This window comes from Streptococcus australis, assembly GCF_047463015.1.
In the GTDB taxonomy this organism is placed as follows: Bacteria; Bacillota; Bacilli; order Lactobacillales; family Streptococcaceae; genus Streptococcus; species Streptococcus australis_F.
The window spans coordinates 277174-301332 of sequence record NZ_JASHER010000002.1; the positions used below are offsets into that span (position 1 = coordinate 277174).

The window sequence follows — 24159 nt, forward strand, 5'->3', positions numbered from 1 at the left end:
AGTTACTAAGCAAAAACCGAACGAATGAGAAAAGTTTGAGATTTAAAATATATATCCTTGTGAAATTTCTGTATAATAGGATTATTAAATAGTGAGGAGATTCAGATGAAGACAGATATCGAGATTGCACAAAGTATTGAATTGAAACCAATCACAGATGTGGTAGAGAAATTGGGTATTCACTTCGATGACCTAGAACTCTATGGAAAGTACAAGGCAAAATTAACCTTTGACAAGATCCAAGCCGTTCAGAAGGAAGAACCAGGAAAGCTCATCTTGGTAACCGCCATTAACCCGACTCCAGCAGGGGAAGGAAAGTCTACCATCACCATTGGTTTAGCAGATGCTTTAAATAAAATTGGCAAACAAACCATGATTGCCATTCGCGAACCTTCTTTAGGTCCTGTTATGGGGATTAAAGGGGGAGCAGCAGGTGGAGGTTATGCACAAGTTCTACCAATGGAAGACATCAACCTTCATTTCACGGGTGACATGCATGCCATTACAACAGCAAATAATGCACTTTCAGCTTTGATCGACAATCATTTGCATCAAGGAAATGAGCTAGGCATTGACCAACGTCGGATTATCTGGAAACGGGTAGTGGACTTGAATGACCGTGCTTTGCGTCACGTATCGGTCGGTCTTGGTGGACCGCTCAATGGGATTCCTCGTGAAGACGGATTTGATATCACCGTTGCTTCTGAGATTATGGCCATCCTTTGCTTGGCGACAGATATTGAAGACTTGAAACGTCGTTTGGCCAATATTGTGATTGGTTACCGTTATGATCGTAGTCCAGTTTATGTCCGCGATTTAGAAGTAGAAGGGGCGCTTGCCTTGATTCTGAAAGATGCGATCAAGCCAAACTTGGTCCAAACCATCTATGGAACGCCAGCCTTTGTTCATGGTGGACCTTTTGCTAATATTGCCCATGGATGTAATTCTGTTTTAGCTACCTCAACCGCTCTTCGTTTAGCCGATTACGTAGTGACAGAAGCAGGTTTTGGCGCGGATTTGGGAGCTGAAAAATTCTTGGATATCAAAACACCAAATCTTCCTGTTAGCCCATCTGCAGTGGTGATTGTCGCAACGATTCGTGCTTTGAAGATGAATGGTGGAGTTGCCAAAGATGCTCTTTCTGAAGAAAATGTAGAAGCTGTTCGTTCAGGTTTTGCGAACTTGGAGCGCCACGTAGAAAATATGCGTAAATTTGGAGTTCCTGTAGTAGTGGCTATTAATGAATTTGTCACAGATACAGAAGCTGAAATTGCAGCTCTGAAAGAACTCTGTGCTTCTATTCAAGTTCCTGTTGAATTGGCGAGCGTTTGGGCTGATGGTGCTGATGGAGGATTGGCCCTAGCAGAAACAGTAGTGGAGACACTTGAAACAAGTCCAGCCAACTACACTCGTCTTTATGATAATGACCTTTCTGTTGAAGAAAAGATCACTAAGATTGCCCAAGAAATTTACCGGGCCGACAATGTTGTCTTTGAGAAGAAAGCCAAAACTCAGATTGCTCAAATCGTGAAAAATGGCTGGGACAAGTTGCCAGTTTGTATGGCTAAGACCCAATATAGTTTCTCAGATGATCCAAGTCTCCTCGGGGCGCCGTCTGGTTTTGACATTACCATTCGCGAATTGGTACCTAAGACTGGTGCAGGCTTCATTGTTGCTTTGACAGGTGAAGTGATGACTATGCCTGGATTACCAAAACGTCCTGCTGCTTTGAACATGGATGTAGCAGAAGATGGGACTGCTTTAGGATTGTTCTAATAAAATATATAGAGGTTGGCGGACAACCTCTATTTTTGTGCTTTTGGGGTATAATAGAGAAATAGAAAGCGAGAAGACCATGCTGAAGATACGACCAGTCACCCTTGAAGATGCTCCTGAACTTGTCAGGATTTATGCTCCCTATGTTGAGAAAACAGCCATCACTTTTGAATACCAGGTTCCGACCATTGAGGAATTTGAAGGGCGTATCGAAAAGATCCTTCAACGTTTTCCCTATTTAGTAGCAGAAGTAGACGGTCAAGTCCTTGCTTATGCCTATGCCTCAAGCTATTATGATCGATCAGCATATGATTGGGCGGTGGAAGTATCCGTCTATGTGGATCAAGATCGTCGTGGGCAAGGTCTGGGTTCTCGATTGTATGAGGCATTAGAGTCGGAGTTGGAGGCGCGTGGTTATTTACGTTTCTTAGCTTGCATTGCCCTGCCAAATCCAGCTAGTATCGCCCTCCATGAGAAACGTGGCTATGTGAAAGTTGCTCATTTTCCTAAAATTGGCTATAAATTTGATCAATGGCATGATATTGTCTGGATGCAAAAGACGATCGAAGGGCCTGTGAAGCCCCTAATGTAAAAATTAGAAGGAGCTTAGCTTTGCTCAATTTCTTTTAAGTTATTTAAAAGGAAGTCTAGAACGAGCCTCTTGACTTTTTTGGGCCGTTCATGGTACACTAAGTTTATGCGATGAGTCGATTGGCTCTTAGGAGCCTTTTGCGCTGAGGAGGTCTACATTTAATTGTAACGCAGGAGCGGACCTTGAACAGTTGTGTGAACCTGCTGTTCTCATCGAAAGATGCCTCGAATCCCTTACCATGTGGTAAGGGATTTTTTTTGTAAAAATTCATAGTAAGCAAATACATAAATTTGTTTGCCTCTTATGACTACCGGTGATATAATGATGTAAATAAATGGATTCATTTGTGTTTGAAAGGAGATGGTTATAGTGTATGATCAAAACAGTCCAAACAACAAGTGGTCACAAGAAACGTTTCAACGTATCAGTGAACTGGAAAAATTAGAACAATATCAGGCTAAGTTGCTCATTATGAAGTAACAAATGAAGAATAATCTTCATTGGAGAAACGCCACTATTCTTGGTGGTATTCTAGCTTTTCTCTCCTTCCAACTTGTTAGATGGCGAGCAGCGATTGTTATCATTCTTCTTGTAGTGGTGTTTTATTATTTACCGGCATACAAAAAACGAAAAGCCTTATTCGGAGATCAGGTTCGATCCAATGAAGAGATTTATATTACAGATTTTCTTTGTCCCATCCTGAAAGAAGTTTTTCCTCAAGCGGAGCTAACTCTGACAGCTGACTACCCAATGAATGTCCTGCAGGTCATTAGTCCGAGATCGACTAAGTTTGATCTCTTTCATCAATTGTCTTTCCATGATGAAAAGAATCTCGTAGTAGCCAATCTCTATGCTTATCATATTGAGACGCGAACAAAGAGAGACTCAAGTGGGGAAACTCATACGGTCAGAGAAGAAGTTGAAGATTTTGCTGGTCAGATTTTTTCTTTAAAAGCTCCTATCTCATTTCCAGGGCACTTGAGAGTTGTTCCAACCAAGAAATCTTTGTTTTTAAAAAGAGAACTAAAAGGTGCCTATCCGGGTGCTGGACCTAATGAAGTTCAAATTGAAACAGAAGATATCCGAAACAATGAAAATTACAATATCTATTGTACAGATGAACTGGCTGCTCGAAAATTCTTAAAACCCAAGATCCTAGAATGGTTTGATCAGCAAATTTCTCAAAATGCTATGTGTGTGTATTTAGTACAAGATACACTCTATATTTCCTTATATACTAACCGCTACCTTTTCCCAACACCGAATAGAAAAGATGCAATCGAAAGTCTTTCGATTGCTGCAGAGTATCAAAAACTCTGTAGGGAGATTGATCTCATTGATGAATTAACCAATATATTTAAAGGAGAATAACTATGTTAGGATTATTTATTGCCATCGTCGTTTTTGCTCTTGTCATTGTTATGTGGTTTATCGGTGAAAGCAATCGCTTGAATCGTTATCAGGTCATGATTGAAGAAGCAAAGAGAACGGTTGATATAATTCTTGTCAAACGCTACGATACCATTTCTGAAATGTTGAAGGCAGCTAAGGCCTACGCCAAACATGAAGAGAAAGTCTTTACCGAATTAGTAGCCCTTCGTCAAGGTGCCTCTATCCAAGAATCCAACCAAGTTATTGCCAATCAAAATGATGTCTTGGCACAAATCCGAGCAGTAGGTGAGAATTATCCAGATCTCTTATCTTCTAACCAATTCTTGGCCTTGCAAAAAGAAATTGCAGACGAAAATGAAGATTTGGCAGCTTCTAAACGTATTGTTAATAGTAATATTAGCCAAATCAACCAAGCAATAGTAACCTTCCCAACTTCACTAGTGGCGGGTATCAAAGGGATGCAACAGGTGCCATTTTTATTGGAAGATACTCAAGGCAAGAAGAATTTGAATGATTTGGATTATGAAATCCATTAATTTTCAATAAAAGCTATTCGATATCTAGAAACTATCCCGGTCTTAGATCGGGATTATTTTGTTTTTATAAGTGTAAAATACACTTTTCATTTGTAGGGAAAAATAGTATAATAGATAAAATTCACAAATTTTTAGAAAATTCCGAAAGAGGTTTTATTATGGGATATACAGTTGCTGTTGTCGGTGCTACAGGTGCCGTTGGTGCACAAATGATCAAAATGCTGGAAGAATCAAGTCTTCCAATTGATAAGATTCGCTACCTTGCATCTGCGCGTTCAGCAGGGAAGGTCTTGCAATTCAAAGGGCAAGACGTGACCATTGAAGAAACAACTGAAGAGGCTTTTGCAGGAGTAGATATCGCTCTCTTCTCAGCTGGAGGATCAACTTCAGCTAAATATGCACCATATGCTGTTAAAGCTGGTGCGGTCGTAGTAGATAACACTTCTTACTTCCGTCAAAATCCAGATGTACCATTGGTTGTTCCTGAAGTAAATGCACATGCGCTTGATGCCCATAACGGAATCATCGCCTGTCCTAACTGTTCAACCATTCAAATGATGGTAGCTCTTGAGCCTGTTCGTCAGAAATGGGGCTTGGACCGTATCATCGTGTCTACTTACCAAGCTGTCTCTGGTGCTGGTATGGGAGCCATTCTTGAAACCCAACGTGAATTGCGTGAAGTATTGAATGATGGAGTGGATCCACGTGATTTGCACGCGGAAATCTTACCTTCAGGTGGCGATAAGAAACATTATCCAATCGCCTTTAACGCCCTTCCTCAAATTGACGTCTTCACTGATAATGACTACACATATGAAGAAATGAAGATGACGAACGAAACTAAGAAAATCATGGAAGACGATAGCATTGCCGTATCAGCAACATGTGTACGTATTCCAGTCTTGTCAGCTCACTCAGAGTCAGTTTACATTGAGACCAAAGAAGTAGCACCAATCGAAGAAGTAAAAGCTGCTATTGCTGCCTTCCCAGGAGCAGTGTTGGAAGATGATGTGGCTCATCAAGTATACCCACAAGCTATCAATGCGGTTGGTTCTCGCGATACCTTTGTTGGTCGTATCCGTAAAGACTTGGATGCTGAAAAAGGGATTCATATGTGGGTGGTTTCTGATAACCTTCTTAAAGGAGCTGCTTGGAACTCAGTTCAAATTGCAGAAACCCTTCATGAACGTGGACTCGTGCGCCCAACAGCTGAGTTGAAGTTTGAGTTGAAATGATTCATTAACTAAATAAATTGTAATAGGGGACAGCTATCAACTTTTGGTGCTGTCCCTCTTCCCTATGGTTGTCTCAAGAAGGAGTATGTATGTCTTATCAAGATTTAAAAAATTGTAGAATGATCACTGCCTTTATCACTCCCTTCCATGAAGATGGTTCGATTAATTTTGAGGCTATTCCTCCGCTTATTGAACATCTTTTGGCTCATCACACAGATGGGATTCTTTTAGCTGGTACCACAGCTGAAAGTCCAACTCTAACACACGATGAAGAATTAGAACTTTTTGCAGCGGTGCAAAAGGTAGTCAACGGACGGGTTCCTTTGATTGCTGGTGTCGGGACCAATGAAACTCGCGACTCGATTGAGTTTGTAAAAGAAGTCGACCAATTTGGTGGTTTTGCTGCCGGATTAGCGATTGTCCCTTATTACAACAAACCTTCTCAAGAAGGTATGTACCAGCATTTTAAGGCTATTGCAGACGCTTCTAACTTGCCAATCATAATCTATAACATTCCTGGGCGCGTGGTTGTCGAAATGACACCAGAAACCATGCTTCGTTTGGCAGAACATCCAAATATCATCGGGGTAAAAGAGTGTACAACCCTTGCCAATATGGCTTATTTAATTGAGCACAAGCCAGAGGAGTTCCTCATTTATACGGGAGAGGATGGAGATGCTTTCCATGCCATGAACCTTGGGGCAGATGGGGTGATTTCAGTAGCATCTCATACCAATGGGGATGAAATGCACGAAATGTTCCTAGCCATTGAAAATAATGATATTAAAAAAGCGGCGGCCATTCAGCGCCAATTTATCCCGAAAGTCAATGCTCTCTTCTCTTATCCAAGTCCAGCTCCAGTTAAAGCAGTCTTGAACTATATGGGCTTTGAAGCAGGGCCAACTCGTTTGCCATTAGTGCCAGCTCCTGCTGAGGAAGCGAAGCGCATTATCAAGGTTGTAGTGGATGGGGATTACCACGCGACCAAAGAAATCATTACGGGAGTTCTTCGTCCGGATTATTGACGTTTTAGATTCTTGACAAATCCCCTATTTATTTAGATAATAGAAGTATATTGATGATCAAGGAGAATAAGATGGAAGTCATTAAACGTAGTGGTGAAGTTGTAGAATTTGATCCAGATAAAATCTATCAAGCTGTTTTGAAGGCAGCACAAACAGTCTATGTCTTGACCGATGATCTTCGCCAAAACTTGGCGCAAGTGACTAAAAAAGTTGTGATGGATTTGGAAGAAGCGAAAGTGGAACGTGCCACAATCAGCATGATCCAATCAATGGTTGAGCACCGTTTACTTGGTGCTGGTTATATTACCATTGCTGAACACTATATTTCTTATCGTTTGCAACGCGATTTGGAACGAAGTGGCTATGGAGACCACATCGCTGTTCACTTGCACTTTGAGCAAATTCGCTAAAATAAGAAACGAAGTTACGGGTGTAGCTTCGTTTTTTTAAGAAAAAATGGGGAGCAGTTTTAAAAGAAAATACTGTATTTCATGGTATAATAGATAAGATTGAATGTTGAAAGGATTTCATTTCATGGCGATTATTCAATGGTTTCCTGGACATATGTCCAAAGCTAGAAGACAAGTACAAGAAAATATTAAATTTGTGGATTTCGTGACAATTTTGGTGGACGCTCGTTTGCCTCTATCAAGTCAAAATCCTATGTTAACAAAAATTGTTGGTGATAAGCCTAAGCTGATGATTCTGAACAAGGTAGACTTGGCAGATCCTGTCGCTACAAAAGAATGGCAGGAGTATTTTGAGTCACAAGGGATCAAAACTTTGGCTATTAACTCTAAAGAGCAATCTACGGTTAAAAAGGTTACAGATGCTGCTAAGTCTTTGATGGCCGATAAAATTGCCCGTCAGAAGGAACGAGGGATTCAAATTGAAACCCTTCGGACCATGATTATCGGGATTCCCAATGCTGGTAAATCAACGCTGATGAACCGCTTAGCAGGGAAAAAGATTGCTGTTGTTGGAAATAAACCAGGGGTGACCAAGGGGCAACAGTGGTTGAAAACCAATAAGGACCTCGAAATCTTGGATACCCCAGGGATTCTTTGGCCAAAATTTGAAGATGAAGAAGTGGCCTTGAAGCTCGCCTTAACAGGAGCAATTAAGGACCAGTTGCTTCCAATGGATGAAGTGACCATTTTTGGCCTCAACTATTTTAAAGAGCACTACCCTAAAGAGTTACAAGAACGCTATAAGCAAATGAAATTAGATCAGGAAGCGCCTGAAATCATTATGGAGATGACTCAACGCTTAGGTTTCCGAGATGATTATGATCGCTTCTACAGTTTGTTTGTCAAGGATGTACGTGATGGTCGTTTGGGTCGCTATACCCTTGATCGTGTAGGTGAAGTAGATGCCAACGATTAAAGAAATCAAAGAGTGTTTGTCAACGATTGATAGGCTAGATCATCCCTTATTTGAAGAGTTGATCCTTGATGGTCGAGCGGGCGTTCAAGCGGCTATCAGCAAACGAAAACGCGAACTCCAAAAACAAGTAGACGAAGATTTGCGTTTGGAAAAAATGCTAGCCTATGAGAAAGAACTTTATGCTCAAGGGATTCATCTTATTGCAGGTGTTGATGAAGTAGGGCGAGGCCCTTTGGCTGGCCCTGTCGTCGCAGCAGCCGTCATTCTGCCTGAAAATTGTAAGATTCCAGGTTTAAACGATAGTAAGAGAATTCCAAAATCGAAGCACCATGCTATTTACCAAGCGGTTTTAGATCAGGCTCTCTCTGTCGGGATTGGGATAAAAGATAATCGGGTCATTGATCAGGTTAATATTTATGAAGCAACCAAATTAGCCATGCTTGAGGCTATTCAAGAATTGGACCCTCAACCTCAACACCTCTTGATTGATGCTATGAAATTGGACCTCCCTATTTCTCAGACATCCATCATCAAAGGAGATGCTAATTCTCTGTCTATCGCAGCTGCTTCTATTGTGGCGAAGGTGACACGAGATCAGATGATGGCAGCCTATGACCAAAAGTATCCAGGTTATGATTTTGCTCAGAATGCGGGGTATGGGACAAGCAATCATCTTGAGGGCTTGGAAAGACATGGGGTCACGCCTATCCATCGTCGAAGCTTCGAACCCATTAAGTCCATGACGGATCTTGACTAGGAGGGAAGGAAATGCTATTAGCCTTTGATATTGGAGGAACCTTTATTAAATATGCCTTAGTGGATGAAGCCTATCAGGTGAATGATTCCTCTAAAGTTCCGACACCAGCTACTATTGAGGAATTCTGGGAAGCTCTTGAGCGCGTGATTTGCTTGTTCCAGAATCGAATCACTGGGATCGCCATCTCTTGTCCGGGTGAAATCAATAGTCGACTGGGATTTGTCTTTAAAGGTGGCCTCGTTCCTTATTTAAGGAATATTCCTTTAGCTTCTCGTTTAAATAAGACTTTTCAAGTCCCTGTGACCGTCCTCAACGATGGGGATGCTGCAGGCTTGGCAGAAGCACGAATTGGAAACCTCCAGGATTGTGATTGTGGCGCAACCTTTGTGTTAGGAACTGGGGTAGGCTTAGCCTTGACTTCCAACGGTTCCTTAATTTCCACCTGGAATCTCAAGGATTATCTTCGTTGGCCAAGCTTAGGGGAGAAGCAAGTGACTCCTGAACAAAAGCAATATCAGACCGAGATTTTGCGACATGGGATTTCCAGTTTGGTTCAAAATTTAGGCTCTGCAGTCAATTTTGTGGCTAATGCTAGTCGACTCTTAGAATTGCCTGAAGAAGATGGAGTTCAAGTTTTTGAAGTCCTTGAAGCTGGTTATCATGAGGAATTGCAAGACTTATTTGCTTCTTATTGTCGAGAAATTGCGATCCTAATCTATAACCTTCAGTCTTTGGTTCGGCTTGAAAAAGTGACGATTGGTGGGGGAATTAGTAGTCAACCCCTTCTTTTAGAAGAGATTAACCATCAGTATAAAAGCCTGATGGAGGAAAGTGGGGAGCAACGATTTTCTTTAGTAGAGATTCAAGCAGCTCGTTACCACAACTCAAGTAATCTTTTGGGGGCAGTTTGTCATTTTAACATCTTAGAAAATCATTAAAAAGTTCTATTTTTAGAGCTTTTTTTGTTTTCTTTTACGAATATTATAAATAGATAGTAGAAAAAGAGGTTTACGAATGAAGAAATATGAACTTTATAAATTAAAGGTTGCTGGCCTGTCAAATCTACAGGTTTTTAACATTGTCAATTACTGGGAAATGAATGGGGAGTGGCCCTCTTTAGAATTAATGGCAAAAATTGCAGGTTGTCGTAATCAAACACTATTTATGGAACGGTATATCCGGATTGATGACAAGGTCTTGAGAGAAGAGTTTAAGGAGTTTGATTCGATTTCCATTATGGATCCGGAATATCCTGAAGAGCTTCTCTGGATGCATAACCCACCTGTTTTGTTGTTTTACTCAGGCAATATTGATCTTCTTAAACAGCCAAAGATTGCGGTCGTAGGAAGTCGATCCTGTAGTCGTAACGGGATTCAATCCGTCGAGAAAATCATTAACGAGTTAAATAATGAATTGATTGTGGTGAGCGGATTAGCCAAGGGAATTGATGCTGCAGCCCATTATGCCGCTATTCGAAATGGAGGAAAGACAATTGGAGTGATTGGTACTGGCTTAGATGTCTTCTATCCTAGATCCAATAAACAATTGCAGAAGTACATGAGTGGGAGTCATTTAGTGTTAACAGAATACGGTCCTGGACAAGGCCCTCAAAAACATCATTTTCCAGAACGCAATCGGATTATTGCTGGGCTTTCTAGAGCAGTGATTGTGGCGGAAGCGCGGATGCGATCTGGAAGTCTGATCACCTGCGAGCGTGCTATGGAAGAAGGGCGAGATGTCTTTGCTATTCCTGGTTCGATCTTGGATGGACGTTCAGATGGCTGTCACCACCTCATTCAAGAAGGTGCAAAGCTGGTCACCAGTGGAAAAGATGTCCTAGATGAGTTTGAATTTTAAAATGAGTTTTCCTATAGGAGAACTTCACGGTTGACATCCCGAAAAAAATAGTTTACACTCTATGAGGTTTATTACAAAATAGAGGTAAAAAAGTGGCTACTAAAACAAAAAAGAAAACCACAACAACTAAAAAGAATTTAGTCATCGTGGAGTCTCCTGCGAAAGCGAAGACGATTGAAAAGTATCTTGGTAGAAATTATAAGGTCATGGCCAGCGTGGGTCATATTCGTGACTTGAAAAAATCTACCATGTCTATTGATTTTGAGAACAATTACGAACCAGAGTACATCAATATTCGCGGAAAAGGTCCTTTGATTAATGATTTGAAAAAAGAGGCTAAAAAAGCCAAACAAGTCTTTCTCGCAAGTGACCCGGACCGTGAAGGAGAAGCTATTTCTTGGCATTTGGCGCATATTCTTCAGTTGGATAAGGAAGATAAGAACCGCGTTGTTTTCAACGAAATTACCAAGGATGCGGTAAAAAATGCCTTTCAAGAACCCCGTAAGATTGATATGGATCTGGTAGATGCTCAACAAGCGCGCCGTGTCTTGGACCGGATTGTTGGGTACTCCATCTCACCAATTCTATGGAAAAAGGTGAAGAAGGGACTTTCGGCTGGTCGGGTGCAATCCGTTGCGCTTAAGTTAATTATTGACCGGGAAGAAGAAATCAATGCCTTCCAACCAGAAGAATATTGGACAATTGATGGAACCTTTAAAAAGGGGACCAAGCAATTCCAAGCCAATTTCTATGGAATGAATGGCAAGAAGATGAAACTTCAAAACCAGGAGGATGTGAAAGCTGTACTTTCGCATCTAGATGGGAAAGAGTATATCGTTGAAAAGGTTGAGAAGAAAGAGCGCAAACGCAATGCGCCGCTTCCTTACACAACTTCTTCCATGCAGATGGATGCTGCCAATAAGATCAATTTCCGTACTCGTAAGACCATGATGGTAGCACAGCAATTATACGAAGGAATCAATATTGGATCAGGTGTTCAAGGTTTGATTACCTACATGCGTACGGATTCGACTCGGATTAGTCCAGTCGCTCAAAATGAAGCAGCTAGCTTTATCGTTGATCGATTTGGAGATAAGTATTCTAAGCATGGTAGCCGGGTTAAGAATGCTTCTGGTGCTCAAGATGCCCACGAAGCCATTCGTCCTTCTAGCGTCTACAATACGCCTGAGAAAATTGCCAAGTATTTGGACAAGGACCAGCTCAAGCTCTACACCTTGATCTGGAATCGTTTTGTGGCTAGTCAGATGACAGCAGCTATTTTTGATACCATGAATGTCCGTTTAGGGCAAAATGGAGTTCAATATACAGCAAATGGAAGTCAGGTGAAGTTTGACGGCTATTTGGCGATCTACAATGATTCGGACAAGAATAAGATGCTACCGGACATGGAAGAAGGTGACACCGTCACTCAGGTCAACAGCAAACCTGAACAGCACTTTACCCAACCACCAGCTCGTTACTCTGAAGCGACTTTGATTAAGACTTTAGAAGAAAATGGAGTTGGTCGTCCTTCAACCTATGCACCGACCATTGAGACCATTCAAAAACGCTATTACGTGAAGCTTGTAGCCAAACGCTTCGAGCCAACCGAATTAGGAGAAATCGTCAATAAACTGATCGTTGAATTCTTCCCAGATATCGTCAATGTAACCTTTACCGCTGAGATGGAAGGAAAGTTGGATGATGTCGAACTCGGGAAAGAACAGTGGCAAAAGGTTATTGATTCCTTCTACCAACCCTTTAAAAAAGAAGTAGCCAAGGCTGAAGAAGAGATGGAGAAAATCCAAATCAAGGATGAGGCTGCTGGATTTGACTGTGAGGTTTGTGGAAGTCCGATGGTCATCAAGTTGGGTCGATTTGGTAAGTTCTTCGCTTGTAGCAATTTCCCTGATTGTCGCCATACGCAAGCTATCGTTAAGGAAATTGGAGTGGAATGTCCAGATTGTCACCAAGGCCAAATCATCGAGCGTAAAACCAAACGGAACCGTCTCTTCTATGGCTGCAATCGCTATCCAGACTGCGAATTCACCTCTTGGGACAAGCCAATTGGCCGTGATTGTCCAAAATGTGGTCACTACCTAGTTGAGAAAAAAGTTCGTGGTGGCGGTAAGCAAGTCGTATGTAGCAACGGCGACTACGAAGAAGAAAAAGTAAAATAAGATTTTAGAATCATGCGATGTCTATTATAACGGCAATTTTAATAAATGTCTGTTATAATAGACATTTTTGTTTTTTTTCGTTATAATAGACACAAGGAGGTGGGCTTATGTATCTTGCTTTGATTGCAGATGTCATTGATTCCAAAATGGTTCAAGAGCGTTTTGACCTGCAAAAACAGTTAGAAAAAACGCTTCAAACAATGAATGAACTATTTGGAGAATTCATAGCATCCAATTTTACCTTGACCCTTGGTGATGAGTTTCAGGGGCTCTTAAAGGTGGATGCTCCGGTTTTTCAAATCATCGATACCCTGCGTTCTGAACTAACCCCGACTCAACTTCGTTTCGGGATTGGTCTCGGTGAGATTGTAACAGATATTGATCCCTTACAAAGTATCGGTGCGGATGGGCCAGCCTATTGGAATGCACGCGCCGCCATCAATCTGGTTCATCAGAAAAATGACTACGGCAATACCCAGATTTATTTTTCATGCGGGAAGGAAAAGCAAGACTTCTTTGTGAATGCCCTCATCGCTTCCGGGGAAGCCATTCGTTCGGGTTGGCGTGGAAGTCAGGAAGAAATCCTGCTAGATCTTCTTAAGAGGTGTGTATATAGTGAGAATTTTAGTCAGCAGGATTTGGCCCAATCGCTGGAGATAAACCCAAGTGCTCTCTCTAAACGGCTGAAAAGTAGCAGTATCCGGGTTTACTTACGGGGGCGAGCAGCATCACTAGCTAGTATTCAAAGTTTAGCGAAAGGAGAGGCTTATGACAGGATTATCTAGTATCGTAACAAATCCATACTTGCTTCTCTTGTTGAGTTGTCATTTGTTGTCTGATTATTATTTTCAAAGTCAAAAGATGGCGGACCACAAGGATCAGGATAAGAAGGTGCTCGGGCTTCATATTCTGTATGTAGCTCTGCCTCTATTCGTCGTTTCCCTCTGTCATCTGGATTTGTGGTGGATTTGCTTGATCATTTTGCTGACTCATGCAGGGATTGATTACGGAAAACCTTGGGTGCAGAAGCAATTGAATGTAACAGCCGCATGGACTTTTGCATTGGATCAAGTCTTGCATGTCGGTATCATTAGTTTCCTAGTCCTTTGGGGAGCTAAAAATGGCACGACTTATTTACCTATTGACAGTTTAAAGCTAATCTTTTATGTCCTCCTAGTGGGAAAACCGACCAATATCGTCTTTAAAATTCTTTTTGCTAAGTACCAGCCGACGATGGAGGAGAAAATGGATACCATCACTGGGGCTGGTTCCATGATTGGCTTCTTAGAGCGGTTGATTATCGGTGCCTGTCTCGTCTACGGCCAATTTGCTTCTATCGGTCTGGTCTTTACGGCCAAATCCATCGCCCGCTACAATAAAATTTCGGAGAATCCAGCCTTCGCAGAGTATTATTTAATCGGGTCCTTATTCAGTATCCTATCAGCCCTCTTTGCTGCTTGGTTGTGTCTATAAGAAAACAAATAACAGACTTAGGTCTAAGACAGGAAGGAAAACCCTCCCTGTCTTTTTACTTGGCTTTCTGGTATAATGGACCAAGTAGAAAATTAGAAAGATTTGTGGGTGTCTAACAGTCCAGTGGGGTGTTTGGATACCCAAAGAGGTATTAGTGTCATGTCTCAATCTTATATCAATGTCATCGGTGCGGGCCTTGCTGGCTCCGAAGCAGCTTATCAGATTGCCCAACAGGGAATTCCGGTCAAGCTTTACGAAATGCGTGGGGTCAAATCCACTCCGCAACACAAAACAGACAACTTTGCTGAGTTAGTCTGTTCCAACTCTCTCCGAGGGGATTCTCTAACCAATGCTGTCGGGCTCCTCAAAGAAGAAATGCGTCGTCTGGGGTCTGTCATCCTTGAAGCGGCTGAAGCGACTCGTGTACCAGCTGGTGGAGCACTGGCAGTGGACCGGGAAGGCTTTGCTAGTCGAGTGACGGAAAAGGTGTCCCAACACCCGCTCATCGAAGTGATTCGCGATGAAATTACAGAATTGCCGACAGATGCGATCACAGTCGTCGCAACGGGCCCTCTAACCAGCGATGCCTTGGCGGAAAAGATCCACGAGCTCAATGGTGGCGATGGCTTCTATTTTTATGATGCAGCAGCTCCAATCATCGATGTCAATACCGTCGATATGAACAAGGTTTACCTCAAGTCTCGTTATGACAAAGGAGAAGCGGCTTATCTCAACTGTCCCATGACCAAACAAGAGTTTATGGACTTCCATGAGGCTTTGGTGAATGCGGAAGAAGCCCCGCTCAACTCTTTTGAAAAAGAAAAGTATTTCGAAGGTTGTATGCCAATTGAAGTCATGGCCAAACGAGGCATCAAAACCATGCTCTATGGCCCTATGAAGCCAGTTGGACTCGAGTATCCAGATGACTACAAAGGACCTCGTGACGGGGATTTTAAGACCCCTTATGCGGTAGTCCAATTGCGCCAAGACAATGCAGCTGCTAGCCTCTACAATATCGTTGGCTTCCAAACTCACCTTAAATGGGGCGAGCAAAAGCGGGTCTTTCAAATGATTCCTGGTTTGGAAAATGCGGAGTTTGTGAGATATGGCGTCATGCACCGCAATTCTTACATGGACTCTCCAAATCTCCTTGAACAAACCTACCGTTCTAAGAAGCAAGCCAACCTCTTCTTTGCGGGGCAAATGACAGGAGTAGAGGGCTATGTCGAGTCAGCGGCTTCAGGTTTGGTGGCTGGGATTAATGCGGCACGTCTTTTCAAAGGAGAAGAAGCAGCGATTTTCCCAGAAACAACAGCCATCGGAAGTTTGGCTCACTATATTACCCATGCCGACAGCAAGCATTTCCAACCGATGAATGTCAACTTTGGGATCATCAAGGAGCTGGAAGGACCACGCATTCGGGATAAGAAGGAACGGTATGAGAAAATTGCCGAACGTTCTTTACAAGATCTGGCTGCTTTTGTTGGAAAATAAAGTCAATCACTGAAAAAGTTTGGAGAAATCCAGACTTTTTCTTATAAAAATGGTATAATAAATAAAAATTTAGAATATAGAGTGTTTTCTGACAATGAATAAATCCTACTTTTATTTAGAGATGAAGACACACGAGTTGAAAGTGCCTTATACCGGAAAACTCCGTCGTGTGCGAGTCTTATTACCTAAGAATTACGAAACAGATACAGATCGTCGCTACCCTGTGGTATATTTCCACGATGGGCAAAACGTTTTGTATAGCAAGGAAGCCTATGCGGGTCATTCCTGGAAAGTCATTCCAGCCATTAAGCGAAATCCTGACATTAGTCGTATGATTGTCGTTGCCATTGATAACGATGGTTTGCAACGGATGAACGAATACTCTGCCTGGAAGTACAAGGAGTCCAATATCCCTGGTATGCAATTTGGTGGCAAGGGTGTCGAGTATGGGGAGTTTGTCATGGATGTCGTCAAACCCTTTATCGATCAAGAATATCGAACCCTTGCTGATAGAGAACATACAGCCATGATTGGATCTTCGCTTGGTGGGAATATCACCCAATTCTTGGGCCTAGAGTACCAAGACCAAATCGGTTGTCTGGGTGTCTTCTCCTCTGCTAACTGGTTGCACCAAGAGGCCTTTGATCGCTATATCGAGCGGAAGAAGCTTTATGCAGATCAACGGATCTACATCTATGTGGGGACTGAAGAAGCTGATGATACGGATAAAACGCTGATGGCGGGAAATATCAAGCAAGCCTATATTGACTCATCCCTTCGGTACTATCATGATGTCATTCAACAAGGGGTGGCTTTGGAAAATATTGCCATTCGGATTCAATCTGGGGCTATTCACCACGAAGAAGCCTGGGCCGAGCATTTACCAGAATGTCTGCGCTTTTTAGCTGAAAATTGGGATTAATAGCCTGTAAATAAAGAAATAAAGAGAAAGAGGGAACTTATGAATATTGAACATTTAAGCCACTGGAGTGGCCAACTTAACCGCGAAATGTATCTAAACCGCTATGGACATGCAGGGATTCCTGTTGTAGTCTTTGCTTCATCAGGTGGGAGCCATAACGAGTACTATGACTTTGGTATGATTGATGCTTGTGCTCAGTTTATCGAAGAAGGTCGGGTTCAATTCTTCACCCTTTCGAGTGTCGATAGTGAAAGCTGGCTATGTGATTGGAAAAACCCTCATGATCGAGCAGAGATGCACCGTGCTTACGAGCGCTATGTGATTGAAGAAGCCATTCCTTTCATCAAGCACAAAACAGGCTGGTTTGATCCGATGATGACAACTGGTTGCTCTATGGGAGCCTACCACGCCCTTAATTTCTTCTTGCAACATCCAGATGTCTTCAACAAGGTGATCGCCTTGAGTGGTGTCTATGATGCTCGTTTCTTTGTTGGTGAATTTGGTGGTGACGAAGCGATTTATCAAAACTCGCCATCTGATTATATTTGGCATCAAAATGACGGCTGGTTTATTGACCGTTACCGTCAGGCGGAAATTGTCATTTGTACCGGTCTTGGAGCTTGGGAACAAGATGGCCTACCATCTTTCTACAAACTAAAAGAAGCCTTTGACCACAAAAATATTCCTGCATGGTTTGCTGAGTGGGGCCATGACGTCGCTCACGATTGGGACTGGTGGCGCAAGCAAATGCCTTATTTCTTAGGTCAGATGTATTTATAAGCTAAAAAGGAGGAGACCTCTATGAATTATCTTGTTATTTCACCTTATTATCCGCAAAACTTTCAACAATTTACCATCGAGCTGGCTAACAAAGGCATTACTGTCTTAGGGATTGGTCAGGAGCCTTATGAACAGTTAGACGAGCCATTGCGCAATAGTTTAACAGAGTATTTCCGAGTTGATAACATGGAAAACTTGGACGAAGTGAAGCGTGCAGCTGCCTTTCTCTTCTATAAACATGGCCCAATCGATCGCATCGAATCTCACAATGAATACTGGTTGGAATTGGATGCGGCACTTCGTGAGCAATTCAATGTCTTTGGGGCCAAACCAAAAGATTTAAAGAAAACCAAGTTTAAATCAGAAATGAAGAAACTCTTTAAGAAAGCAGGAGTTCCTGTCGTTCCTGGTGCTGTGATCAAAGCAGAAAAAGATATCGATAAGGCTGTGAAGAAGATTGGTTTGCCATTGATTGCCAAGCCTGATAACGGAGTAGGAGCGGCAGCGACCTTTAAAATTGAAACTCCAGAAGATGTGAATCATTTCAAAGCTGAATGGGATGGACATACAGAGTATTTCTTTGAAAAATTCGTTACTTCTAGTGAAATCTGTACCTTTGATGGTTTAGTGGATCGAGATGGAAACATTGTCTTTTCAACTACTTTTGACTATGCCTATACACCACTTGACTTGATGCTCTACAAGATGGACAACTCTTATTATGTCCTCAAAGAGATGGATCCAAAATTGCGTCAGTACGGTGAAGCTATTGTCAAAGCTTTTGGTATGAAGGAGCGGTTCTTCCATATTGAGTTTTTCCGTGATGGGGATGACTATATTGCGATTGAGTACAATAACCGACCTGCAGGTGGATTTACGATCGATGTATACAATTATGCTCACTCCATCGACTTGTACCGTGGGTATGCAGCTATTGTAGCAGGAGAACCTTTCCCAGCTTCTGAATTTGAACCTCTTTATTGCTTGGCAACTTCACGCCGTGCTAATGCAGCCTATGTCCTTTCAGAGGAAGAAGTCTTGGCTAAATACCAGCACCAATTCCGAGTGAAGAAGATCATGCCTGCAGCTTTTGCGGAGCTTCAAGGGGACTATCTCTACATGTTAACAACTCCAAGTCGTGAGGAATTGGAACAAATGATTCGTGACTTTGGTCAACGAGCTGAATAAAAGCGAGCCGATAGGTCTTTTCCTATCGGTTTTTTTATTCCTAAGTATCAATATTTTCTCAATATATGACTTTGTGAATCTTTTATATAACAGTTGAAAAACTCTATTACACCAATGTTCTATAGAGTTTGATTTGTGAAGATAATTGAGCATTTTTTTTGACAGTGCTTTCAATTTTGGATAAAATGAAAGAGAATGAATAAATGCTAAGAAAGGCGAAATAATGGCAACATTAGATAAAAGTCTCTTATTGGAAATGTTCCGTAAAATGGAAGAAATCCGTCGCATGGACTTAAAAATTGCACAGTTAGTAAAAAAAGGGAAAGTGCCAGGAATGACGCACTTTTCTGTTGGTGAAGAAGCAGCCAACGTTGGAGCAATGCTAGCTTTGAACGAGGATGACCTGCTCACTTCAAACCACCGTGGTCACGGACAAGCGATCGCTAAAGGGATCGACCTGAATGGAATGATGGCTGAAATCCTTGGCAAGTATACTGGTACTTGTAAAGGGAAGGGTGGCTCTATGCACATCGCCGACCTGGATGCAGGTAACCTTGGTGCCAACGGTATTGTTGGTGGTGGTATGGGGATTGCAGTAGGAGCTGCTCTTACTCAACAAATGCATAAGACTGGCAAGATTGTTGTCTGCTTCTTTGGGGACGGCGCAACCAACGAAGGTGTCTTCCACGAAGCAGTGAATATGGCTTCTATTTGGAATCTTCCGGTAATTTTCTACTGTATCAATAACGGTTATGGAATCTCTGCTGACATTAAGAAAATGACCAATGTCAAGCATATCCACGAGCGTAGTGCTGCTTACGGCATTCCTGGAATGTTTATTCCTGATGGAAACAATGTTATCGATGTCTATGAAGGATTCCAAAAAGCTGTTGAACACGTCCGCTCTGGTAAAGGTCCTGTCTTGATTGAAAGTGTCACTTATCGTTGGCTTGGTCACTCATCTTCAGACCCTGGTAAATACCGGACCCGTGAAGAAGTCGAAGAGTGGAAGAAGAAAGATCCAATCGAAAACCTTCGCAAGTATCTCCTTGAAAATGAGATTGCGAGCGCAGAAGAATTGGATCAGATCCAAGAAGAAGTAAAAGAAGCAGTGGAAGCTTCAGTGAAATTTGCGGAAGAAAGCCCATTCCCTCCACTCGAATCAGCTTTCGAAGATATTTACGCAGACTAAGGGGGAGTATAGAATTATGGAAACTAAATTAATGTCTTTCCGCGATACCATTATACTTGCTATGTCTGAGGAAATGCGTCGCGACGAAAATGTATTGTTGATGGGGGAAGATGTCGGAGTTTTCGGTGGAGACTTCGGAACTTCAGTAGGAATGCTTGAGGAATTCGGTCCAGAACGTGTTCGTGACTGTCCAATTTCTGAGGCTGCGATTTCAGGTGCGGCAGCAGGGGCAGCCATGACCGGACTTCGCCCAATCGTTGATATGACCTTCATGGATTTCTCAGTAATTGCCATGGATGCTATTGTCAACCAAGCTGCTAAAACTCGCTACATGTTTGGTGGAAAAGGGCAAGTGCCGATGACCGTTCGCTGTGCTGCTGGTAATGGAGTTGGATCTGCAGCTCAACACTCCCAATCCTTGGAATCATGGTTTACTCATATTCCTGGTTTGAAAGTTGTTGCTCCTGGTACGCCAGCGGATATGAAGGGACTGCTCAAGTCATCTATCCGTGATAACAACCCCGTTATCATTCTTGAATACAAATCAGAATTCAACCAAAAAGGGGAAGTGCCAGTTGATCCAGACTACACGATTCCACTTGGTGTCGGAGAAATCAAACGCGAAGGAACTGACGTCACTGTCGTAACCTACGGGAAAATGCTTCGTCGCGTGATGCAAGCAGCTGAAGAATTGGCAGAAGAAGGCATCTCAGTAGAAGTAGTAGACCCACGGACTTTGGTCCCACTTGATAAAGAAATCATTATTAACTCTGTCAAGAAAACAGGAAAAGTAGTCCTTGTCAATGACGCCCACAAAACAAGTGGTTATATCGGTGAAATCTCAGCTATTATTTCTGAATCAGAAGCATTTGATTACTTGGATGCACCTATCCGTCGTTGTGCGGGAGAAGATGTGCCAATGCCTTACGCACAAAACCTCGAAAATGCAATGATTCCAACAGTTGAAAGCATCAAAGATGCCATCCGAAAAACCTACAACAAAGAATAATACATAACATAAATTATGTAACTAGTAATAATTCAGACGAAGAAGCTTTGTATCTAATGATGCAAAGTTCTCTACGTCCTTAGTATCTTAGATTAGAGCACGGGCTAAAAGCTCGGAAAAAAGATAAATCTCCTTGACTTCATCGAAGTCTGTGTTGATTTCCTATTTTTCGGTCGCTTTTAAACGCCCTTTGCATCATAAAATTGAACTCGGGCTAAAGTCTGTGTGAAAAAGATAAACTTTCCTAGAAACTAAAGTTTCTTCATCAAGATTCCTATTTTCACTTTGACTTTTAACGCCCTTAGTATCTTATAATTGAATCCGGACGGAGGCCTGTGAAAAAAAGATAGATTTCCTTGTGTTCATCGAACACATCGTCAATCTCCTATTTTTTCTTTGTCCTCTTCGTCCTTGATATCTTAGTATAGAATAGGAGAGGTCATGGCTGATGATAAGCTAAGAGCGACTCCTGCGGCTAGAAGATTAGCGGATGATCTTGGGATCAACCTCTATGATGTTTCTGGTTCAGGCGCAAACGGTCGTGTCCACAAAGAAGACGTGGAAACATATAAAGACACAAATGTGGTTCGCATTTCACCACTTGCAAAACGAATTGCTTTAGAACACAATATTGCTTGGCAAGAAATCCAAGGAACTGGTCATCGTGGTAAGATTATGAAGAAGGACGTCCTTGCTTTCCTTCCTGAGAATATTGAGAATGAGACCATTAAGTCACCTGCTCAAATTGAGAAAGTCGAAGAAGTTCCTGATAATGTGACACCTTATGGTGAGATCGAGCGGATTCCGATGACACCAATGCGTAAGGTGATTGCTCAACGGATGGTGGAATCTTACTTGACAGCACCAACCTTTACTTTGAACTATGACGTTGATATGTCTCAAATGTTGGCCCTTCGTAAGAAGGTATTGGATCCAATTATGGAGGCCACTGGCAAGAAAGTCACTGTAACAGATTTGCTTTCTCTAGCAGTGGTTAAGACCTTGATGAAACATCCATACATCAATGCGTCATTAACAGAAGATGGCAAAACCATCATCACTCACAATTATGTCAACTTAGCGATGGCAGTTGGAATGGACAATGGATTGATGACTCCAGTTGTCTACAATGCTGAAAAGATGACCTTGTCAGAGTTGGTCGTAGCCTTCAAGGATGTTATCGGACGTACCTTGGATGGTAAGCTTGCTCCAAGTGAATTGCAAAACTCAACCTTTACTATCAGTAACTTGGGGATGTTTGGTGTTCAATCATTTGGACCGATTATCAACCAACCAAACTCTGCCATCCTTGGAGTTAGTGCAACGGTTGAAAAACCAGTGGTTGTGAATGGTGAAATTGTCATTCGTCCAATCATGAGCTTGGGCTTGACCATTGACCACCGCGTTGTCGATGGAATGGCTGGTGCCAAATTCATGAAAGACTTGAAAGCCTTGATTGAAGACCCGATTTCAATGTTGGTCTAATCAACGAGAGAATAGAAACAAGAAAAAGAGGGAAATAAAATGGCCTTAGAAGTAATTATGCCAAAAGCCGGCGTAGATATGACCGAAGGACAAATCGTTCAGTGGAATAAGAAAGTCGGCGAATTTGTAAAAGAAGGAGAAGTTCTCCTTGAAATTATGACAGACAAAGTCAGCATGGAATTGGAAGCAGAAGAAGATGGGTACTTAATTGCTATCCTAAAAGGGGATGGAGAAACTGTTCCTGTTACTGAAGTAATCGGTTATCTTGGTGAAGAAGGGGAAAACATCCCAACCGCTGGAGCAGCTGCACCAGAAGCAAGTCCAGCACCAGCTGCAGCAAGTGCTTCAAACGATGACAATAAGAGCGATGACGCTTATGATATCGTAGTAATCGGTGGGGGCCCTGCTGGTTACGTATCTGCTATTAAGGCAGCTCAATTGGGTGGTAAGGTTGCTCTTGTTGAGAAATCTGAACTTGGTGGAACGTGCTTAAACCGTGGATGTATCCCAACTAAAACTTACCTCCACAACGCTGAAATCATTGAAAATATTGGTCATGCAGCAAACCGTGGTATTATCATTGAAAATCCAAGTTTCTCAGTAGATATGGATAAACTTTTAGAAACTAAATCTAAAGTTGTTAATACCCTTGTTGGTGGTGTTGCAGGGCTTCTTCGCAGCTACGGAGTGGATGTTCACAAGGGTATCGGTACCATTACGAAAGATAAGAATGTCTTGGTCAATGGTTCTGAATTGCTTGAAACGAAGAAAATTATTCTCGCTGGTGGTTCTAAAGTCAGCAAGATTAACGTTCCTGGTATGGAATCATCCCTTGTCATGACCAGTGATGATATCCTTGAAATGAACGAAGTTCCAGAAAGCCTCGTGATCATCGGTGGCGGGGTTGTCGGTATCGAACTTGGTCAAGCCTTCATGACCTTTGGTTCAAAAGTTACGGTTATCGAAATGATGGACCGTATCGTTCCAGCTATGGATGCGGAAGTATCTAAGAACCTTCGTCTAATCCTTGAACGCAAGGGTATGACCATCTTGACAGATACGAAATTGCAAGAAATCATTGAAGAAGATGGTAAACTCCGTATCAAGGTCGAAGGCAAAGATGATATCATCGCCAACAAAGCCCTTCTTTCAATCGGCCGTGTTCCAGACCTTGAAGGTATCGGTGAAGTCGAGTTTGAATTGGATCGTGGACGGATCAAGGTCAATGAATACATGGAAACGTCTATTCCAGGTATCTATGCACCAGGCGATATCAACGGTACTAAGATGTTGGCTCACGCTGCCTTCCGTATGGGTGAAGTAGCGGCCGAAAATGCTCTTAAAGGAAATCATGCTGTTGCCAAATTGAACTTGACGCCTGCAGCCATCTACACACTTCCAGAAGTTGCGGCTGTTGGTTTGACAGAAGAACAAGCTCGTGAGAAATATGATGTCCAAATCGGTAAATTCAACTTTGCAGCTAACGGTCGTGCTATTGCGTCAGATGCGGCTCAAGGATTTGTAAAAGTCATTGCAGACAAAAAATACGGTGAAGTTCTTGGGGTTCACATCATTGGTCCAGCAGCAGCCGAATTGATCAACGAAGCTTCTACCATCATTGAGATGGAAATCACTGTAGAAGAAATGCTTAAGACTATCCATGGTCACCCAACCTTCTCAGAAGTAATGTACGAAGCTTTTGCAGATGTACTTGGCTTGGCTGTTCACTCACCTAAGAAGAAATAATACTATTCTTTCAACTAAATTTTCTTAAAGTAGTACGGACGGCAGCGACCTCTCTTAGAGTTCCATGCCTAAAAATTGAGCTACCTGTCTCAATTTTTCCGAGAAATGTAACGAGTTATCGTTACATTTCTTTT

At 42.2% G+C, this 24159-nt stretch carries 22 protein-coding genes; all 22 read left to right on the plus strand.

The genetic code is table 11. The annotated features are described in order from the left end of the window. Window positions 1-105 precede the first annotated feature (105 nt). The gene (locus QM873_RS03190) at window positions 106-1776 is read left to right on the plus strand and encodes a formate--tetrahydrofolate ligase (RefSeq protein ID WP_048788993.1); all 1671 of its coding nucleotides are present in this window, start codon (window positions 106-108) and stop codon (window positions 1774-1776) included. A gap of 79 nt (window positions 1777-1855) precedes the next feature. Next, window positions 1856-2368: a GNAT family N-acetyltransferase gene (locus tag QM873_RS03195; protein ID WP_048715955.1), complete on the plus strand. Its 513-nt coding sequence runs from the start codon at window positions 1856-1858 to the stop codon at window positions 2366-2368. Window positions 2369-2851: 483 nt separating this feature from the next. After that, window positions 2852-3739 carry a DUF3137 domain-containing protein gene (locus tag QM873_RS03200; RefSeq protein WP_229102040.1) on the plus strand — a complete coding sequence of 296 codons (888 nt, stop codon included), beginning with the start codon at window positions 2852-2854 and terminating at the stop codon, window positions 3737-3739. Window positions 3740-3741: 2 nt separating this feature from the next. Further along, window positions 3742-4296 carry a LemA family protein gene (locus QM873_RS03205; protein ID WP_048715957.1) on the plus strand — a complete coding sequence of 185 codons (555 nt, stop codon included), beginning with the start codon at window positions 3742-3744 and terminating at the stop codon, window positions 4294-4296. Between the two features lie 158 nt (window positions 4297-4454). Continuing rightward, a complete protein-coding gene (locus QM873_RS03210; RefSeq protein WP_048715959.1) occupies window positions 4455-5531 on the plus strand; it encodes an aspartate-semialdehyde dehydrogenase in 1077 nt (358 codons plus the stop codon). Window positions 5532-5620: 89 nt separating this feature from the next. Continuing rightward, window positions 5621-6556: a 4-hydroxy-tetrahydrodipicolinate synthase gene (gene dapA, locus QM873_RS03215; protein WP_048715961.1), complete on the plus strand. Its 936-nt coding sequence runs from the start codon at window positions 5621-5623 to the stop codon at window positions 6554-6556. A 71-nt stretch (window positions 6557-6627) separates the two neighbouring features. Continuing rightward, complete coding sequence (locus tag QM873_RS03220; protein ID WP_006597242.1) at window positions 6628-6966, plus strand: ATP cone domain-containing protein; 339 nt, start codon at window positions 6628-6630, stop codon at window positions 6964-6966. 124 nt (window positions 6967-7090) lie between these two features. Beyond that, window positions 7091-7942 carry a ribosome biogenesis GTPase YlqF gene (gene ylqF, locus QM873_RS03225; RefSeq protein ID WP_048715962.1) on the plus strand — a complete coding sequence of 284 codons (852 nt, stop codon included), beginning with the start codon at window positions 7091-7093 and terminating at the stop codon, window positions 7940-7942. Then, the gene (locus QM873_RS03230) at window positions 7929-8699 is read left to right on the plus strand and encodes a ribonuclease HII (protein WP_129822075.1); all 771 of its coding nucleotides are present in this window, start codon (window positions 7929-7931) and stop codon (window positions 8697-8699) included. The genes ylqF and QM873_RS03230 overlap by 14 nt, the downstream gene beginning before the upstream one ends. An 11-nt stretch (window positions 8700-8710) precedes the next feature. Then, the gene (locus QM873_RS03235; protein ID WP_048715966.1) at window positions 8711-9637 is read left to right on the plus strand and encodes an ROK family protein; all 927 of its coding nucleotides are present in this window, start codon (window positions 8711-8713) and stop codon (window positions 9635-9637) included. Between the two features lie 76 nt (window positions 9638-9713). Further along, complete coding sequence (dprA, locus tag QM873_RS03240) at window positions 9714-10556, plus strand: DNA-processing protein DprA (protein WP_048715968.1); 843 nt, start codon at window positions 9714-9716, stop codon at window positions 10554-10556. A 92-nt stretch (window positions 10557-10648) separates the two neighbouring features. Then, window positions 10649-12736 (plus strand): type I DNA topoisomerase, encoded by a 2088-nt coding sequence (gene topA / locus QM873_RS03245; RefSeq protein ID WP_048715970.1) that lies wholly within the window; start codon window positions 10649-10651, stop codon window positions 12734-12736. Between the two features lie 107 nt (window positions 12737-12843). Continuing rightward, window positions 12844-13521 carry a SatD family protein gene (locus QM873_RS03250; protein WP_342992096.1) on the plus strand — a complete coding sequence of 226 codons (678 nt, stop codon included), beginning with the start codon at window positions 12844-12846 and terminating at the stop codon, window positions 13519-13521. Beyond that, complete coding sequence (locus QM873_RS03255; RefSeq protein ID WP_048715974.1) at window positions 13505-14209, plus strand: DUF3307 domain-containing protein; 705 nt, start codon at window positions 13505-13507, stop codon at window positions 14207-14209. The genes QM873_RS03250 and QM873_RS03255 overlap by 17 nt, the downstream gene beginning before the upstream one ends. Window positions 14210-14368: 159 nt before the next feature. After that, entirely contained in the window at window positions 14369-15703 is a 1335-nt protein-coding gene (gene trmFO, locus QM873_RS03260; RefSeq protein WP_414278787.1) for a methylenetetrahydrofolate--tRNA-(uracil(54)-C(5))-methyltransferase (FADH(2)-oxidizing) TrmFO, read from the plus strand. A gap of 94 nt (window positions 15704-15797) precedes the next feature. After that, window positions 15798-16625: an alpha/beta hydrolase gene (locus tag QM873_RS03265; protein ID WP_414278788.1), complete on the plus strand. Its 828-nt coding sequence runs from the start codon at window positions 15798-15800 to the stop codon at window positions 16623-16625. Between the two features lie 39 nt (window positions 16626-16664). After that, window positions 16665-17405 (plus strand): esterase family protein, encoded by a 741-nt coding sequence (locus QM873_RS03270; RefSeq protein ID WP_048690507.1) that lies wholly within the window; start codon window positions 16665-16667, stop codon window positions 17403-17405. 21 nt (window positions 17406-17426) lie between these two features. Continuing rightward, window positions 17427-18593, plus strand: coding sequence for an ATP-grasp domain-containing protein (locus QM873_RS03275; RefSeq protein WP_023023220.1), 1167 nt, complete (start codon window positions 17427-17429; stop codon window positions 18591-18593). Between the two features lie 223 nt (window positions 18594-18816). Beyond that, a complete protein-coding gene (locus tag QM873_RS03280; protein ID WP_048789008.1) occupies window positions 18817-19785 on the plus strand; it encodes a thiamine pyrophosphate-dependent dehydrogenase E1 component subunit alpha in 969 nt (322 codons plus the stop codon). Between the two features lie 16 nt (window positions 19786-19801). Beyond that, the gene (locus tag QM873_RS03285; RefSeq protein ID WP_023026810.1) at window positions 19802-20794 is read left to right on the plus strand and encodes an alpha-ketoacid dehydrogenase subunit beta; all 993 of its coding nucleotides are present in this window, start codon (window positions 19802-19804) and stop codon (window positions 20792-20794) included. A 441-nt stretch (window positions 20795-21235) separates the two neighbouring features. Continuing rightward, the gene (locus tag QM873_RS03290) at window positions 21236-22279 is read left to right on the plus strand and encodes a dihydrolipoamide acetyltransferase (RefSeq protein ID WP_414278789.1); all 1044 of its coding nucleotides are present in this window, start codon (window positions 21236-21238) and stop codon (window positions 22277-22279) included. Between the two features lie 39 nt (window positions 22280-22318). Beyond that, complete coding sequence (gene lpdA / locus QM873_RS03295) at window positions 22319-24025, plus strand: dihydrolipoyl dehydrogenase (protein WP_195323975.1); 1707 nt, start codon at window positions 22319-22321, stop codon at window positions 24023-24025. Window positions 24026-24159: the final 134 nt, after the last annotated feature.